At 57.0% G+C, this 15,521-nt stretch carries 16 protein-coding genes; 11 read left to right on the top strand and 5 right to left on the bottom strand.

The genetic code is table 11. The features are described 5' to 3' along the window. Nucleotides 1-23 precede the first annotated feature (23 nt). Nucleotides 24-1,076 carry an aldose epimerase family protein gene (locus DW899_RS01610; RefSeq protein WP_117799777.1) on the bottom strand — a complete coding sequence of 351 codons (1,053 nt, stop codon included), beginning with the start codon at nucleotides 1,074-1,076 and terminating at the stop codon, nucleotides 24-26. Nucleotides 1,077-1,282: 206 nt separating this feature from the next. On the opposite strand from DW899_RS01610, the gene DW899_RS01605 reads away from it, so the two are divergent. After that, a complete protein-coding gene (locus DW899_RS01605; protein ID WP_233539867.1) occupies nucleotides 1,283-2,047 on the top strand; it encodes a DeoR/GlpR family DNA-binding transcription regulator in 765 nt (254 codons plus the stop codon). A gap of 14 nt (nucleotides 2,048-2,061) precedes the next feature. Here the strand turns inward: DW899_RS01605 and DW899_RS01600 are convergent, their stop codons facing one another. The 3 genes from DW899_RS01600 to DW899_RS01590 form a co-directional block, all read right to left on the bottom strand. Then, a complete protein-coding gene (locus DW899_RS01600; protein ID WP_117785945.1) occupies nucleotides 2,062-2,367 on the bottom strand; it encodes a type II toxin-antitoxin system RelE/ParE family toxin in 306 nt (101 codons plus the stop codon). Next, on the bottom strand, nucleotides 2,357-2,623 hold the full coding sequence (locus DW899_RS01595; protein ID WP_117799771.1) for a type II toxin-antitoxin system Phd/YefM family antitoxin: 267 nt from the start codon (nucleotides 2,621-2,623) through the stop codon (nucleotides 2,357-2,359). The genes DW899_RS01600 and DW899_RS01595 overlap by 11 nt, the downstream gene beginning before the upstream one ends. Nucleotides 2,624-3,163: 540 nt before the next feature. After that, nucleotides 3,164-4,153 carry a D-isomer specific 2-hydroxyacid dehydrogenase family protein gene (locus tag DW899_RS01590; RefSeq protein WP_117716305.1) on the bottom strand — a complete coding sequence of 330 codons (990 nt, stop codon included), beginning with the start codon at nucleotides 4,151-4,153 and terminating at the stop codon, nucleotides 3,164-3,166. 259 nt (nucleotides 4,154-4,412) lie between these two features. On the opposite strand from DW899_RS01590, the gene DW899_RS01585 reads away from it, so the two are divergent. Next, on the top strand, nucleotides 4,413-6,323 hold the full coding sequence (locus tag DW899_RS01585; RefSeq protein WP_117799776.1) for a transcription antiterminator: 1,911 nt from the start codon (nucleotides 4,413-4,415) through the stop codon (nucleotides 6,321-6,323). Between the two features lie 167 nt (nucleotides 6,324-6,490). Here DW899_RS01585 and DW899_RS01580 read toward each other — a convergent pair whose 3' ends face one another. Further along, nucleotides 6,491-7,678 carry a MalY/PatB family protein gene (locus DW899_RS01580; protein WP_117799775.1) on the bottom strand — a complete coding sequence of 396 codons (1,188 nt, stop codon included), beginning with the start codon at nucleotides 7,676-7,678 and terminating at the stop codon, nucleotides 6,491-6,493. A gap of 281 nt (nucleotides 7,679-7,959) precedes the next feature. Here DW899_RS01580 and DW899_RS01575 point away from each other — a divergent pair, with 281 nt between their 5' ends. From DW899_RS01575 to DW899_RS01535, 9 genes are all read left to right on the top strand, one after another. Beyond that, on the top strand, nucleotides 7,960-9,006 hold the full coding sequence (locus DW899_RS01575) for an aminopeptidase (RefSeq protein WP_117716308.1): 1,047 nt from the start codon (nucleotides 7,960-7,962) through the stop codon (nucleotides 9,004-9,006). A gap of 79 nt (nucleotides 9,007-9,085) precedes the next feature. Next, nucleotides 9,086-9,418 carry a PTS lactose/cellobiose transporter subunit IIA gene (locus DW899_RS01570; RefSeq protein WP_233508986.1) on the top strand — a complete coding sequence of 111 codons (333 nt, stop codon included), beginning with the start codon at nucleotides 9,086-9,088 and terminating at the stop codon, nucleotides 9,416-9,418. 93 nt (nucleotides 9,419-9,511) lie between these two features. Continuing rightward, the gene (locus DW899_RS01565) at nucleotides 9,512-9,874 is read left to right on the top strand and encodes a PTS sugar transporter subunit IIB (protein WP_199412180.1); all 363 of its coding nucleotides are present in this window, start codon (nucleotides 9,512-9,514) and stop codon (nucleotides 9,872-9,874) included. Nucleotides 9,875-9,913: 39 nt separating this feature from the next. Then, entirely contained in the window at nucleotides 9,914-11,272 is a 1,359-nt protein-coding gene (locus DW899_RS01560) for a PTS sugar transporter subunit IIC (protein WP_117716310.1), read from the top strand. A 104-nt stretch (nucleotides 11,273-11,376) separates the two neighbouring features. After that, nucleotides 11,377-12,450 (top strand): M24 family metallopeptidase, encoded by a 1,074-nt coding sequence (locus DW899_RS01555; protein ID WP_117799774.1) that lies wholly within the window; start codon nucleotides 11,377-11,379, stop codon nucleotides 12,448-12,450. A 3-nt stretch (nucleotides 12,451-12,453) separates the two neighbouring features. Further along, a complete protein-coding gene (locus tag DW899_RS01550) occupies nucleotides 12,454-13,140 on the top strand; it encodes an RDD family protein (protein WP_117716312.1) in 687 nt (228 codons plus the stop codon). 138 nt (nucleotides 13,141-13,278) lie between these two features. After that, nucleotides 13,279-13,551, top strand: a complete 273-nt coding sequence (locus tag DW899_RS01545) for an HPr family phosphocarrier protein (RefSeq protein WP_117785941.1) — start codon at nucleotides 13,279-13,281, stop codon at nucleotides 13,549-13,551. Nucleotides 13,552-13,656: 105 nt separating this feature from the next. Next, the gene (locus DW899_RS01540; RefSeq protein ID WP_199411133.1) at nucleotides 13,657-13,848 is read left to right on the top strand and encodes a hypothetical protein; all 192 of its coding nucleotides are present in this window, start codon (nucleotides 13,657-13,659) and stop codon (nucleotides 13,846-13,848) included. Nucleotides 13,849-14,121: 273 nt separating this feature from the next. After that, nucleotides 14,122-15,492, top strand: a complete 1,371-nt coding sequence (locus DW899_RS01535) for an ATP-binding protein (protein WP_117799773.1) — start codon at nucleotides 14,122-14,124, stop codon at nucleotides 15,490-15,492. Nucleotides 15,493-15,521 lie beyond the last annotated feature (29 nt).

The following is a 15,521-nucleotide window of genomic DNA, read 5'->3' as shown; positions in this document are numbered from 1 at the left end:
GTGCGATATGTCGCGTTGTGGGCTTAATGCCTCATAAAGTGGTACTCGATCACATTGCTGTAGGGGTGACCCGGGCCCACAATGCCCTGCGGGAACAGCGGCTGGTGCGGCGTGTCGGGGTACATCTCGGCCTCGAGGGCAAAGCCGGCGCCCCAACCATAGTTGGCGTCGTCCTTGGCGTGCTCGTCGCCCAGCCAGTTGCCGGTGTAGAGCTGCACGCCCGGGGCGGTGGTGTAGTAGTCCAGCTCACGACCGGTCCACATCTCCTCGACGTGCATCGCGCGGCGCAGATTACGGCCGTACTGATAGCCATCGATACACAGGCAGTGGTCGTAGCCACGGGCTTGCTTAATCTGCGGGTCGTCGGCTTCCATGCCGGGAGCGACGGGGCGCAGCTCACGGAAGTCAAACGGCGTGCCCTCGACCGGAGCGATCTCGCCGGTGGGGATGTTCTGGTCGTTGATGGGCAGATAGTGGGCAGCGTTGACAACAAAGAAGTGCTCACAGTCCATGCCGGCGTTATGGCCGGCAAGGTTAAAGTACGTGTGGTTGGTCATGGACACGTACGTGGCGCGGTCGCTCTCGCAGCCATATTCGATGCGGAAGACGCCGGTGCGCGTCACGGTAAACACGGCCGTAAAGGTGCGGTTGCCGGGCAGGCCCAGCTCGCCATCCTCAAGCGAGGCGGTCATGCGAACGGCGTTGCGAGTCTCGTCGAGTTCAACGTCCCACACGCGTTTATGCAGGCCGTGCTCAAGATCGCTGTGTAGGTTATTGGCGCCCTCGTTGGCGGGCATATGCCAGTCCGTGCCGTCGATGGTGATCGTGGCGCCCGCGGTGCGGTTTGCCACGGGGCCGATGGTCGCGCCAAAGCAGGCGGGGTTGTCAAAGTAATCCTCGAGCTTATCGAAGCCCAGTGCCACATCGCGCACGTTGCCGGGAATGTCGGGCACATCGATACCCAGCACGGTGGCGCCATAGTCCATAATGCGAACGCTGATCTCGGGCCCGTTGAGGGTGTAACGATGAACGGGGGTACCGCACGGCGCGGTGCCGAAAAGCTCGGAAGTGATCATTTGGTTCCTAACATCGAGGTATTTCGGACAAACTGTAGCGCGAACAGGCGAGATTATCACTACACCCCACTAAAGCGGGGGGTATTTTTCTCAAAAAAGTGATGATTGGAGCTGTGCGGGCGTTCATTTTTGACGCGTACGAGTCTGATACAATTTGTTCGTTACTGTTTGAATGATATGCGCGCAAAGAACGGCGAGGATTCATCGTGATTAAGGCAGAGCGACAGGATAAGGTTCGTCAGCTGCTCGAGGAGCAGGGCACGGTCTCGGTCAAGGAGATTTCGGATGCGCTGGGCGTGTCGGACATGACGATCCGTCGCGACCTTGAGGAGCTTGCGAGCCTAGGCGAGATCGAGCGCGTGCACGGCGGAGCCCGCAGTGCACAGGGCCGTCCCCACGCTATGTTGCGCCACGAGTATTCGCACAGCGAAAAGCGCACTAAGCATGCCGAGGAAAAGCTGCAGATCGCGCGCCGCGCTGTGGAGCTTATCGAGGAAGGCTCGACCATCTTCTTGGGCACGGGCACCACGGTTGAGCAGATGGCCTCGATGCTGCCGGCGTTTCGCCTGCGTATCGTGACCAATTCGCTTTCGGTGTTCAACCTGCTCGAGGAGCGCGAGGACTGCGAGCTGTGCCTCGTGGGCGGTATGTACCGCCGCCGCACTGCCGCTTTTGTGGGGCCGACGGCCGAGGATACCCTACGTGCACTGGGCATCGATGCGGCGTTTATCGGCGCCAACGGTATCTTGGACGGTGACGTATCCACGTCCAACATGGACGAGGGCCGTATCCAGCAGCTCGCCTTTAGCAAGGCGGACTCGCGCTATCTGATCGCCGACTCCAGCAAGATCGGCAAGCGCGATTTCTATACCTTCTGTCGCCTGGACAATTTAGACGCCGTGGTGTGCGAGCCAGGTATCGCCGCCGAGGACCGCGCCGCCATCGAGGAACACACGCAGGTCATCTGCTAGCTCGTGCTGCCGGGCTAGACCAGGCGGGCGTAGTCCTGTGACTGGTGAAAGACATGGGCGATATAGATCGTATCGCGCTCACACTTGTAAAGACACACGTAGTTGTTGACGGGAAACGATCGATAATTGCGTGCCGCCAGCTCTCGTATATGGGAGAGAGGCCGTAGGAGCGGCTGCTCGCGAAGCAGATCAAGCTGATATTCAAACTCAGCGACAAAATTGCCTGCTGCACGTGGATTCATGAGGATTTGAGCAAGGTATCCGACAATACTCTCGTATTCGTATCGTGCGCTTTTGAGTATTACGACGTTATAGGTCATATTTGTCTCGTATCGAGGTCGCGAAGGAGTCGTAGTCGCTGTAGTCGCCTTGCGATATCTCGTCTTCTGCCAGCATCATGCGAGACAGCAGCTTGGCTTTGGCGATTTCGTCTTGCATGAGGCGATACTGGTCGCTGCTGATGCAGTGCATGGCCTCGTAGCCGTTCTTGGTTACGGTGACGTCGCGCTCGGACTCAACAAGCGCGGTAAATGCAGCGGTGTCCTTCATGTCTCGGACAGGCACACAGGTGGGCATAGGTACCTCCTTTGCGTTGGGATATAATTGTACCACACCGTATCGAATAATCGGCGTCGCCGAATTGTCTCGGTCTGTAACAGCTGGGACCGAAAACCCGGCTCGATGTTACAGATTGAGACAAACGTGCGGCGCGGGCCGCTCAAAAGCAAAAAAGGCAGATACGACCAAGGATGTGGGGCATCCACCGGGAAGGTCGTATCCGCCACACGGAAAGAGGCGCATGGACGCAGCGCCCATGCAATCGGGATTGGTAAGGCGCTCAATCGCGCGCGATAGTCGCGGCGGCCGGTGGAGCAGGCTTGCAAGCAGGGGCAAGTGACACGCTCAACACGATTCTAAAAACAAAAAGGCCAGGATGCAGTTCATCCGGTGGTGTGTTCATCGCCTTCGTTGCCAGATTGCTCTGCACGCTGGCGCGTTGCGACGAGTTATGAGCCCATATCATGCTGAGAAGGCAAAGCCCAAGAACAAAAGTATCCCCGTCGGACCTAAGTTCCGACGGGGGCTACGGTGCGCTATCGCGCTGAATGGGTGTGATTACAATTGAGTGGCACAGGTACCCTCAACCATAGCGGGAACAGCGGCAACGCCCTGCTCGACCATGCAGTTTACATCGATATCGGTGTAGAACGCGATGTGGTTGGTGAGCAGCACGTTGGGGAACTGGCGTAGGTAAGCCATCTTGCGGTTGGCAAGAATGTCGTGCATACGGTTCTCATGGTAGATGCCCACTTCGTCCTCGAAGACGTCCATAGCAAGCGCACCGATCTTTTCGGACTCAATCGCCTCGATGACGGCATCGGTGTCGATGAGCTCGCCGCGCGAGACGTTGACGATGGTCACATCTTCGCGCATCTTGGCGATGGCATCGGCATTGATGATGCCGCGGGTGGAGTCCATGAGGGGCACGTGCAGGGTGATGACGTCGGAGTTGGCAACGAGCGTATCCATGTCAACGTACTCGAGGCTGTCGCGGTTTGCCAGCTCGGCATTGGGGTAGGGATCGTAGGCCAAGATCTTGCAGCCAAAGCCGGAGAGGTTGTCGATGACGGTGCGACCAATGCGGCCGGTGCCAACCACGCCCACGGTCAGCGTGCGCAGTTCGCGGCCCAGCAGCCCGTCCAGGGAGTAGTCATTCACCTGCTGGCGCCAAATGGCGGCCTTGCAGCGGCGCAAGGCCATCAGGATGAGCATAACGGTGAACTCGGCAACGCCGTAGGGCGGATAGGCGGTGTTGCACACCTTGATGCCCAGCTCCTGGGCGCGCTTGACGTCCACGTGGTTGAAGCCGACGCAGCGGATAGCGATGTAACGAACGCCCAGCTCGTGCGCGCGCTCCACCAAAGCGGCGGACATCACGGATTTGTTGTTGATGATGATTCCCTCGCAGCCTGCAACGGAGTCAATGTTAGCTTCGGAGAGGATTTGAGTGTCAAAGGAGATGGAGTAGCCTGCTGGAAGATTGGCGGCAGCGCGCATGTAGGCGGCAACCTCGTCGTCGCGCAATTCGAACAGTCTGATGTTCATAGCGTTCCTTTTCTATGTCGGCGTATGATACGTCGCGGCCGGTGCCCATGTGGCCCGTCCGCCGCGCTCGGGGATACCGTTCCCGTGGCGCATTCATCGTCGTTACGATAATAGGCGGTTTTTTCGTGCTGCAACATCGCATAACCAGCACTTCCACGATTGCTATTTCACCTACGCGGTGAAAGATTTGAATGTGCGTGAAATTGGCAGGTCCTATGACGGAAGGTATAGTTATCTGAGACGATGATAGGAGGGTGCCGTGAGTTCCGATCGAAGCAGGGAAATTGTTCGTATTCTCGAAAGCGGGGCGTCCTGGACCACGGCGTCTCAGATCGCTTCGCAGGTTGGATGCTCTTCCCGTACTGTCAAAAGCGACATCACCGCGCTTAATCGCACCCATGAGGGCATGATTGTTGCCAGCTCGAAGGGCTATCGTATCGAGGATGCCACAGCAGCGGCGCAGCTGCTGTCGCAGCAGGCGAACGAGGTGCCGCAGACGGCCGAGGCGCGCAAGCGTTATATTCTGTTTGAACTGCTGATGCGCCACCGCAAGGTGCGCGCGGCCGATTTGGCGGAAAGCCTCTATATCTCGCTTGCGACGCTCGATAATGAGCTGGTTGCCATCAAACGAGAGTTGTCCGGGTACGGCCTGGTGCTGCGTTCGCGCGCGGGCTCGCTGTATATCGAGGGCAGTGCATCGGGTGAGAAGAAGATGGTCAACCAGCTGATCTTTGACGAGACGAAGGACTATTTCAGCCAAATCGACCTTATCAATCGCTATTTCCCCAAGCTCGACCTCGCGCAGTTGCAGGAGCGCATCGACGCATGCCTGAAGCGCCGCGGGTTCTACATCAACGGCTATGCGCTCTCGAGCCTCATCATACATATTGCCATCTTCGTGGAGCGCACAAGCAATGGGTCCGAGTCGGTACCGACGACGGTCAAGGCGGCTCAGCCCGCCGGTAACGAGGCGCGCGAGGGTCTTGACGAGGTGGCGGGTGAGGTTTGCGCGGCTATCGAGGGCCTTTTCTCTGTGCTCGTGTCCGATGCCGATCGCGATGCCGTCCGCTTGATGCTGGGTGCAAACTTGATTCATGCGAATCGTTTTGAACCAAGTGACCCGGAGCACCGGCATGCGCGCGAGCTGTTGGGTGCGATTGTGGAGCGCGTGCACGATCAATTCGGGCTTAATTTGAGCGATGGCGAGTTTGAGCTTCGTTTCTCTCTGCATCTGGCCAATATGCTATCCCGCGTGCGCTGCGGGATGCTGTTGCGTAACCCGCAGCTCGAGGCCATCAAGAGCAGTCAACCGTTTATTTACGATGTTGCGGTGTTTGTCGCCGATGTCATCGCTGCGGAGACCGGCGTTTCTGTCAGCGAAGACGAAATCGCCTACATCGCGCTCCACGTGGGGTGCTTGGTGGAGGGGCAGCGCGCCAATGCCGATAAACTGCATGCGCTGGTGGTGTGCACACGTCACAACGCCTACGAGACTCATATCGACAGTTTCCTCGATGCCCTTGATGCTTGTGTGGTGGTTGAGGGTATCGTGCCTGCCATCGACGCGGCGGGTGACATCTCGCGCGTTGACCTCGTGATTTCAACCGTGCCGCTGTCGGGGTATTGCCCGGTACCGGTGGTTAATGTCTCTCCGTTCTTTAGCAAGCAAGATATTTCGCTGATGCGTGAGCGTGTCGAAGCGCTGCTTAAGGCGCGCCTGCGGACAAACCTTGAGTGCAGCATGCGCACCTTCTTCACCGAGGATTTCTTTGCGATCGAGCCCGAGGTTGACGATTGGCGCGATGCGATTTGCAAGATGAGTGCGCCGCTGATCGAGGGTGGCTACGCGTTTGAGAATTTTACTGAGCGCCTACTGGAGCGTGAGGACATCAGCTCCAGTGCATACTGTGACATCGCGATGCCACACCCGCTCGATATGGACGCCAAGCGCACTGCCGTCTCGGTCGCTCTGTTCCCGCGCGGCCTTGCGTGGAACAACGCGACGGTGCATGCGGTGATCATGCTGTCGATTACCCGTGATGACCGGGCGTTTTTTGGCGAGCTGTTCAATTACATCTCGGGCGTGCTACTCAAGCCCGGTGCTGTGCGCGCCATCTCCCATGCAAAAAGCTACCAGGAGTTCTTGGACGCCCTGTTGCGTTGTGCGTAGGGTTTGCGTACAAGCGGGGGTGGCTACGTCAAAAAGGCCCTCCGTCGGGTGGTCGCCTTCTCGCTTGTCGCTTCGCGACATTTCAACTCATAAATAACAACGCCCGCTCGAGCACATACTCGGGCGGGCGTTGCATGAAAGGAGGGCCTTTGATACGCGGGCGAGGTCTACTTGATGAGCTGGTGGGTAGCCATGCGATCCATGGCCTCGATGACCAGCTTGCGAGGCATGCCCAGGTTCAAGCGCACGAAGTCGGCGCCGTTCGCGACATAGAAGGTGCCATCGCCCACGATGACGCCCGCCTTCGCTGCCATGTGGTTGCAGATTTCGGTTGCCGTGGCGCCCGTGCCAGCGATGTTCACCCACGGTAGGTAGGATGCATCCATACGCATGAGCTCCCAACCCTTCATCTTCTCCTCGATGAAGGCGGCGGTCTGTGCATAAGACTCGCGCAGATAGTCGGTGATCTGGTCCAGCCACTCCTCGGACTCATCGTAAGCGGCGATGATGGCGGCGCAGCCAAACGTGTTGGGAGAGGTAATAGAGTTCATCTCCAGGCGATGGCGGAAGATAGTGCGGATGCGCTCGCTGGGGATCATAGAGTAGGAAGTCTTGAGGCCGCCCAGATTAAAGCCCTTGTTGGGCGAGGTGAGTACGATAAGGTTGTCCAGATAACGCTCGGGCAGCTGCAGGGCCGAGATGAACGAGCCGGCCATGATGTGCTCGCAGTGAACCTCATCGACCACCAGTAAGCAGTTGTACTTGTGGCAGATCTCGGCGACGCGGGTGATTTCATCGAGCGTCCAGATGCGACCACCGGGGTTGTGCGGCGAGCAGAACAGGTGCACGCGTGGACGGAAACGATCCATCTGTTCCTCGAGCAGGTCGAAGTCGATGCGATAGGTGCGATCGCGATAGATGAGCGGGTTTTCGATTACGCGGAACCCGTTGTTGTGCGCCGCGTAGCCAAAGGGGTCGTAGACCGGCGTGTTGAGGATGACGCAGTCGTTGGGCTGGCAGAATGCCTGATACAGGTAGTGGATGGTCGGGACGGTTCCATAGGCGAGCGTGATCCACTCGCGCTTGACCTCGTTGTTATGGCGGCGGCGCTGCCAGTTGATGACGGCGTTGTAAAAGCCGTTGTGCGCATAGCCATAGCCGTATGCTCCGTTTTGGGCTACCTCGGCCAGACGCGTGCAGATTGCGGGGGCGGCGGCAAAGTCCATGTCGGCGATCCACATGGGAATGTAGTCATCCCCAGCCTTAGGGAATTTCTGCTTGATGATGGCGGGGTCCCACTTGCGAGCGTGATCGAGCGAGCGGTCAGCCATGAAATCGAAGTCGTAAACCGGCATAAGGTATCCTCCTCGGCGATATAGGCGCGACCCGCGGATGTGGGTCGCACACCGCCGGCGTGGTTCGCATCAGCGGCGTATGTTGCAGATAAGTATGACAAAGATGCATATGGAGCCCCATCCCCAGTAATTGCACGGCCGTGGTGAAAGGGGAGGGGCTTTCACCGTTTCACCGCTACGGTGAAAGCCCGGATACATCATTTGCGGCGCGCTGTCGATACACTCGCATACAGACGCCGCCACTACGGGCGCCGCCATACGACCACAAGGGGGGGTTACCTATGAACAAGGAGCTTATGTTCGCCTTGAGCAACGCCGACGCTGTCGCTTGCCGCGAGGGCGAGGTCCGCTCCATCATGCATGCCGAGCTTGACGATATCGCCGACGCCGTCGAGTACGACAAACTCGGTTCGATCATGTTTAAGAGCGCGGGTACCGAGGAGAATCCGGTCCGCATTCTGTTCACCGGCCACATGGACGAGGCCGGCTTTATGGTTCGCTATATTTCCGATATCGGCATGGTTCATGTGATCGGCGTGGGCGGCCCGCGTAAGAACAGCGTCGAGAGCCAGATTGTGCGCATCAAGACGCGTAGCGGCGAGAAAGTTCGCGGCGTGTTGTTTGCCAAGCGCGATACCGACGGCACTCCGACCGATATGTACATCGACTTTGGCTGCGAGACGGCTGAAGAAGTCCGTGAGCTGGGCATTGAGATTGGCGACTGGGGAACCTTTGCGGCCGAGTGCGAGCTCAAGCCCGTGAGTGACATTCTGCTGGGCAAGGCGTTCGACGACCGCGCCGGTGTGTATGTGGTGACCGAGGCCATGAAGCGCCTGGCCAACACCCCGCACGCAGCCGAGCTGTGGTTCGCCGGTTCCTCTTCCGAGGAGGTTGGCTGCCGTGGTGCTCAGACGGCTGCGGCGCACCTGGATGCCGATATCGTCATCCCAGTGGACATCGCTAATCCGCCCGAGTTCGATCGCGGTTGGAATAACAGCCGCAAGAACGGCCACGGTCCCATGATCGTGCACTACGACCGCATGCATGTCCCCAACGAGAAGCTGCTGCACTTCATCGTGGACACCGCCGAGAAGAACAACATCCCCTTCCAGCGTGACCTGTTCAAGGGCGGCGGCACCGATGCCGGCACCGCTCATCTAGTGGGAGACGGCAAGCTGGCAACGGTGATCGGCGTGCCGTTGCGCTACTGCCACGGTTCGTGGTCTGTCATGCGTGGTGCCGATTTGGACGCGGCAGTCGATCTGGTATGCGCGCTGGCAACCTCGATCGATCGCGTCACCTATGAGGAGCTTAAGAGCTTCGAGTAGCGCTTCGGCAGTCAACGGTTTCAATCGGGCGCGCCGTCAAAGCGGTGACGTGCCCGCCGAGCAGAAAGGGATTATCCCGGTGGAAAACAACGAACAGCAAATCATGACCATCATCGGCTCTGCCGGCGCCAGCAAGGGCAAGGCGTTCGCCGCGCTCGCTTGCGTGCGTGAGCGCGACTACGAGGGCGCCCGTGCGCTGCTTGCCGAAGCCAAGGAGGCCGATCTGGCCGCCCATGCCGCCCAGACCGAGGTGATTACCCAGGCCCTGTCCGGCGCGGAGAACGCCGCCGCTGCGAGCCTGCTTATGGTCCATGCCCAGGATCACTACATGACCTCTCAGCTCGCCCGTGACCTCATCGAGGAGATCGTCAAGATCTTCGAGGAGCGCGACGCCGAGGCCAAGCAGGCGTAAGAAACACGTCTGCGAAGGAGCGAAGCGCGCTACGAGCGCTGCGGTCCGTTCCTTCTCCAACAGTATTCAATTGCCGTTAGAAAGGGATAAACAATGGCAAAGATGAACATCGTTTTGTGCTGTGCCGGTGGTTTCTCCACCACCATGCTGATGGATCGCATCAAGCAGACGATCCACAACAGCCAGAAGCTCAACGACGATGACTTTGAGCTCAAGGCCATCGCTGCCGACCTGCTGGACCAGGAGGTCGACCACATGGACGCGTTGATTATGGGTCCTCAGATCGCCCATAAGCTCGAGTCCATCAAGCCCCTGATTGAGCCTCGTCACATCCCATACGTGATCGTCGATCAGGAGACCTACGGCAAGATGGACGGTGCTACCGTGTTTAAGCAGCTGCTCATCGCCAAGAAGAAGGCTGACATGGCCCGCGAGGCCGCCGAGGCAAACCAGTAAGCCCCTGTTTGATATTTCCTGAAGTGGAGGATGCGACGTATGTCGGAAGCTGTAGAGAAAAAGCAGAGTGCCTTTGATAAATTCGAAAACCTGCTGAACACCTATCTTGGCCCTGTTGCCGAGAAGATGGACAAGCAACGTCACCTGTCCGCAGTTAAGAAGGCCATGATCGCCATGACCCCGCTGCTACTGATTGGTTCGTTCTGCCTGATCCCGGCCGCCATTCCCAACATGATTGGCGAGACCAACCCCATCTCCGTTTGGATTCTGAACAACACCCAGTACTTCGATTTGGCCTATAACGTTTCCATGGGCCTGATGTCGGTCTTCGTTTCCGTCGTTACCGCCTACCACCTGGCCAAGTCCTATGAGCTGGACGCTCCCGGCTCCATGTCCATGGCCCTCGTTGCCTTCCTGTTGCTCGGCATGGAAATGGACGAGGCCGGCGGCATCGCGCTGCGTGGCATGGGTTCCAAGGGTCTGTTTGTTGCCATGGTCGCTTCGCTACTCGCGGTCGAGGTGTACCGTTGGTGCAAGAAGCGTCACTTCACCATCAAGATGCCTGATACCGTGCCCGACTTCATCTCGAGCTCCTTCGAGATCATCCCGGTCACCGCTATCGTCATCGGCCTGTTCTTGGGTATCCGTGTTCTGTGTCAGGGCGTTTTCGGCATCATGCCCAACGAGATCTTCTCGATCATCCTGGCCCCGCTCGTCGGTTCGATGGACAGCCCGCTCGCGGTTACCTTCTACCACATCCTGCGCTGCTTCATCTTCTTCTTCGGCATTCACCCCTCCGTTCTGTCGCCGATTGTTCAGCCGATTTCCACGCAGTTCCTGGCTGAGAACATCGCTGCGGTTCAGGCCGGTGGTGTCGCTACCCACATCTTCACCCCTGGCCCCATGTCCGCATTTGGCGGTTTCACCGGCCTGGGTGTGACCATGGGCGTTGTTATCTGGTTCATGTTCTCCAAGTCCAAGGTCCAGCGCGAGATCGGCCGCATCGCTTTCATCCCGTCGCTGTTCGGCGTAAACGAGCCGATTCTGTTCGGTGCTCCGATTGTTCTGAATCCGATTTTCTTTATCCCGTTCGTTATCTTCGGCGGCATCCTGTCCTCCATCCCGTTCTGGTTCATGAGCTGGGGCTGGGTACCCTGCTCTACCTTCACGCCTCCTTACGTCGGTGTGTTCCTGGAAGGCTTCCTGACCAACATGTCTTGGACCTCGATTGCGGCCAACGTGGTTCAGCTGGTCCTTGCACTGATCGTGTACTACCCCTTCTGCAAGGTTGCCGAGAAGCGTGCATTGGCTGAAGAGGCTCGTATGGCTGCCGAGAAACATTCCGAGATCTCTGCTGAGGACGAGGCTCTGCTCGAGGATCTTGACCTCGACTTCTAATCAAGTGGAATAGCAGGCGCCTGCACCTGCTGATTTTGAAAGTATGAAAGCCCGGCGATGGGGGAGACTTCATTGTCGGGCTCCTTTGAAAGGCGCTACGTTCGATGAATGCACATGTGGATAATATCCGTACCTTCTTGGACGAGCACGAGTTCGACGCATTGCTGATCAAGAGTAAAACCATGAAGCGCTACCTGGGCACGTTGACCGGTAGCGGTTGCAAGGTGCTCATCACGCGTGACCGCGGTTTTCTCATCATGGACGGCCGCTATGTGAACGAGGCCCAGGGTCGCGAGTTCGATCTGGAGTTCCGTGTTCACGAACAGGGGAAGAGCTATTTGGTCGAGCTCGAGCGTGCACTCAAGGAGTGCGGCTGTGCCACGGTGGGCATCGAGGAGTCCGAAATCTCAATCTCGGAGTATCGCAACTTGGAGGGCTTGGGCTTTGGCACTACGCTGCTGGGCAGCGAGATGGCGCTGATGCGCCTGCGCAAGGACGAGGCTGAGATTGCTGCGGTCCAGCATGCGGTCGATGTTGCCGATGACGTGTACGCCAAGGTGATCGAGCAGTTGCACGTGGATATGACTGAATTTGAAATCTCCGCACTCGTGCACTATTACTCGATTGCCGCCGGTGCCGAGGCAATGTCGTTCGATACCATCGTTGCCACCGGCGAGCGCAGCGCCATGCCTCATGGCCGTCCTACCGACCGTCGGGTCCAAGCACATGAGCCGATCCTGATTGACTTCGGTGTGCAGATCAACGGTTATCAGTCAGATATGACGCGCGTGTGCTTCCTGGGCGCCCCGACCGACCGGATGGCTCATGTGTACGAGACCGTTTTGAATGCTCATCTTGCGGGCATCGATACCATTCGTTGCGGTGTGGTGGCGCGCGATGTGGATGCGGCCGCACGTCGTGTAATCAACGAAGCGGGTTACGGTGAGTATTTCACCCATGGTCTTGGTCATGGTATCGGCATGGGTGGCGACTTGCCGCTGCTAAACCCCTCTGGTGAGATTGTGCTCGACAACGGAATGATCATGTCTTGCGAGCCGGGCGTATATATTCCTGGAGTCGGAGGCGTGCGCATTGAAGACGACGTCTTGTTGAAAGACGGCGTTGCATGCCCGCTTAACCATACTGATAAGCAGCTGCGCATTCTGAATGTGAGGTAGCGCATGGCTAAAAAGCGCAAGGAACGGCCGCGTGCGGCGACCGCGGAGCAGATGCCTTCTCCTGCGGCGAGCACTGTGAGCAAGATTCACAAGGAATCGAAGGCTAATGCATCCTCGATTCTGCCGGCGCCCCCGCTGTCGCGTTTGTACGCGTACGTTATCGACTGGATTTTGGGTGGTATTGTCTCTGGCTTGCCGGCCGTGTTGGTTTATCTTGCGCTGACCCACAAGAACGCGATGCTCCCCGACCTGTACGTGTTTGAGGCAATGGGGTATCCCTGGAGCGTCGGTATCGTGGTCGGACTATCGTGCGTGCTCGCCGCTATCGCATACTTTGTGCTGATTCCGTTGCTGGCGTGGCCGGGGCAAACGCCGGGCAAGCGCATCGCGCATGTTCGTGTCGCTACGCTTGATGGCGGCTTGCCTTCCGTCGGACGCTTGATTTGGCGTCAGGTTATCGTTGGCTTTTTGCTCGAAGGCAGCGGGTATGTGGTGTCCCGATATATTCGCGAGACAATGGTGCTTGTCACCCGCGTTGACGTGAATTATTACTGGGAAATCGCGGGCATGATTATTACAGCGGTGTCTCTGCTCATGTTCCTGATCGTCCCCGCGCGCCGGTGCGTTCACGATTGCCTGGCTGGCACGCGCGTGGTTCCCACTGAGGGGCATCCGCTGTATCAGGACTAGTCACCTGTGAATTTGCCGCGGCGACGTTGTCCGCGGCCTACTTGTTGTATGCATGCGTAATGTCCGGCATGCTTCTACCTTGCCTAACGCGCGCGTTGGGCTAAATGAATTGGTCGGTCTACGACGAAGGAGTTAGAAATGTATAGCAAGAACGTTATGGTCGTTAACCCCACTGGTCTGCATGCTCGCCCTGCAGCGACGCTGGCGACCGAGGCTGCTAAGTTTGCCTCGAAGATTGAGGTTCGCAACGCCTCCAAGGATGGTGACTTCAAGGACGCTAAGTCCATGATTGCCATCATGACCTTGGGTATCACCCAGAACGATGAGGTCGAGTTGCGTGCCGAGGGCGACGACGAGGTTGCCGCCGTTGACGCGTTGGTCGCTCTTATTGAGGGCGGTTTCGGCGAGTAGCGCACTCTTGATGCGGACGGGTGCGCGTTCTTGCGCGCCGTCGATTTTGGCAAGAACGCCAATGCAGATGCCCTTCTCCGAGCAATCGGGGAGGGGCGTTTTATTGTGAGTTTGAGTGGCACGTCCGCCGAGGTTCCTGATAGTTCGCGCTATCTTATCGCCGACTCCAGCAAAATCGGCAAGCGTGACTTCTGCACGTTCTGCCGCCTGGACAATTTGGACGCCGTGGTGTGCGAGCCGGATATTGACGATGAGGATCGCGCCGCCATCGAGGAGCATACGCAGGTTATTTGCTAGCTGGCGTCGCGAGAGATGCTTCTGCCCCCTGCCGTCACAGGGGATTGTTGCGTCAACATTTTCTGTCTTTCAAATAGGTACGCACGCAGATATAGGTTTCCCTTTGCGACGAGTTGCGGCTGTTTCACGGTGCGGCATAGCATCTGTTATACATAAAGCTCGGTATTATTGTGTATTCTGACCATTGCAATGGTCGGTATTTTTGTATTATTCGATATATATAAGGGTCGGTATTTTTGTAAACTAGCAGGTAATTTATGCTGAGGTGAGCTTATGTTTAAACGGAAGGCATATGAGCGTCTGCAGGAGTGGAAAGAACGCTCGCAAGGGCGCACTGCGGTGCTTATTGAGGGTGCAAGACGCGTTGGCAAAACGACACTCGTAAAGTGCTTCGCGCAAAATGAATACAAGGACTACCTTTACATTGACTTTTCGGCTGCAAGCAAAGCCACGCTCGATATATTTCTGAATCATCGTGAAGATGTCGATCTTTTTTTACGCATGCTTCAGCTGCAGTATGGCAAGGCCCTCGTGCCGAGAGAATCACTGGTCATTTTTGATGAAGTGCAGCGGTTTCCCATCGCGCGCGAATACATAAAGCATCTTGTAGAAGACGGCAGATTTGATTACATCGAGACGGGCTCTCTCGTCTCCATCAAAAAGAATGTCGAAAGCATTGTTATTCCGTCAGAGGAAGAAAGAATCCCTCTCGAGCCCCTCGATTTTGAGGAGTATCTTTGGGCGACCGGAAAGGATCTTTACGCGGAAGAGATCCGTAAAGCGTGCGAATCTCGGACCGCGCTTCCGGACGGTGCTCATGCGACGTGCATGAGATTGTTTGATGAGTATATGCTTGTCGGCGGTATGCCTCAGTCGGTAGATTCCTTTGTGGCAGAGAATGATTTTAGAGGAAGCGACAGGGTTAAACGGCAGATTATCGCGCTGTACAGGGAGGACATTGCCAAGTTTGGAGGTTCGGACGCTAGACGTGCGCGGGCGGTTTATGACGACATTCCGGGTCAATTATCTGCGGCAAATAAACGGTTTAAATTTGACAGCTTGGAGAAAGGGTCCCGTTTTGAGACATATGAGTCGGCGTTAATTTGGCTTGAGGATGCGCGACTGATTAACCGTTGCTATTTATGCAGCGATCCGAGCGTGGGTTACCGCTTGCACGAGGACGCGTCTTCGCTTAAATGCTATATGGCGGACACGGGATTGCTCGTGAGCTTGGCGTTTGATGATGGTCCGGACCTTATGGATGTCCATAGAGATATTCAGTTTGGAAGAATTTCGATTAATAAAGGAATGTTGATCGAGAATATCGTGGCACAGCAGCTCAAGAGTCTGGGGCATTCGCTTTTTTATTACAGCTGGCAGGAGCCTTCCAAAACGGAGGGGAGTCGTCCCAGAACGCGTGAGATTGATTTTCTTGTTTCGCGCGGCTTTGAAGATGCGGCTAGAAAACCGCGGGTCACTCCTGTTGAAGTTAAATCTTCCAAATCGTATTCAACAATCTCACTTGACGATTTCGGCAGAAGATTTGAACGACGAGTCGGAGAGGAGATAGTTCTTCACCCAAAACAGCTCAGGGCTGAAGGGCATAGGATATATCTTCCTCTGTATATGACGATCTTTATCTGATCGATGGCATGCGGTCGCGCCGCCATCGA

The sequence above is a fragment of the Collinsella sp. AM41-2BH genome, assembly GCF_003468085.1.
Lineage (GTDB): Bacteria > Actinomycetota > Coriobacteriia > Coriobacteriales > Coriobacteriaceae > Collinsella.
Note: the sequence above shows the minus strand (reverse complement) of the source record. Positions and strands in the feature narration are given on the sequence as shown.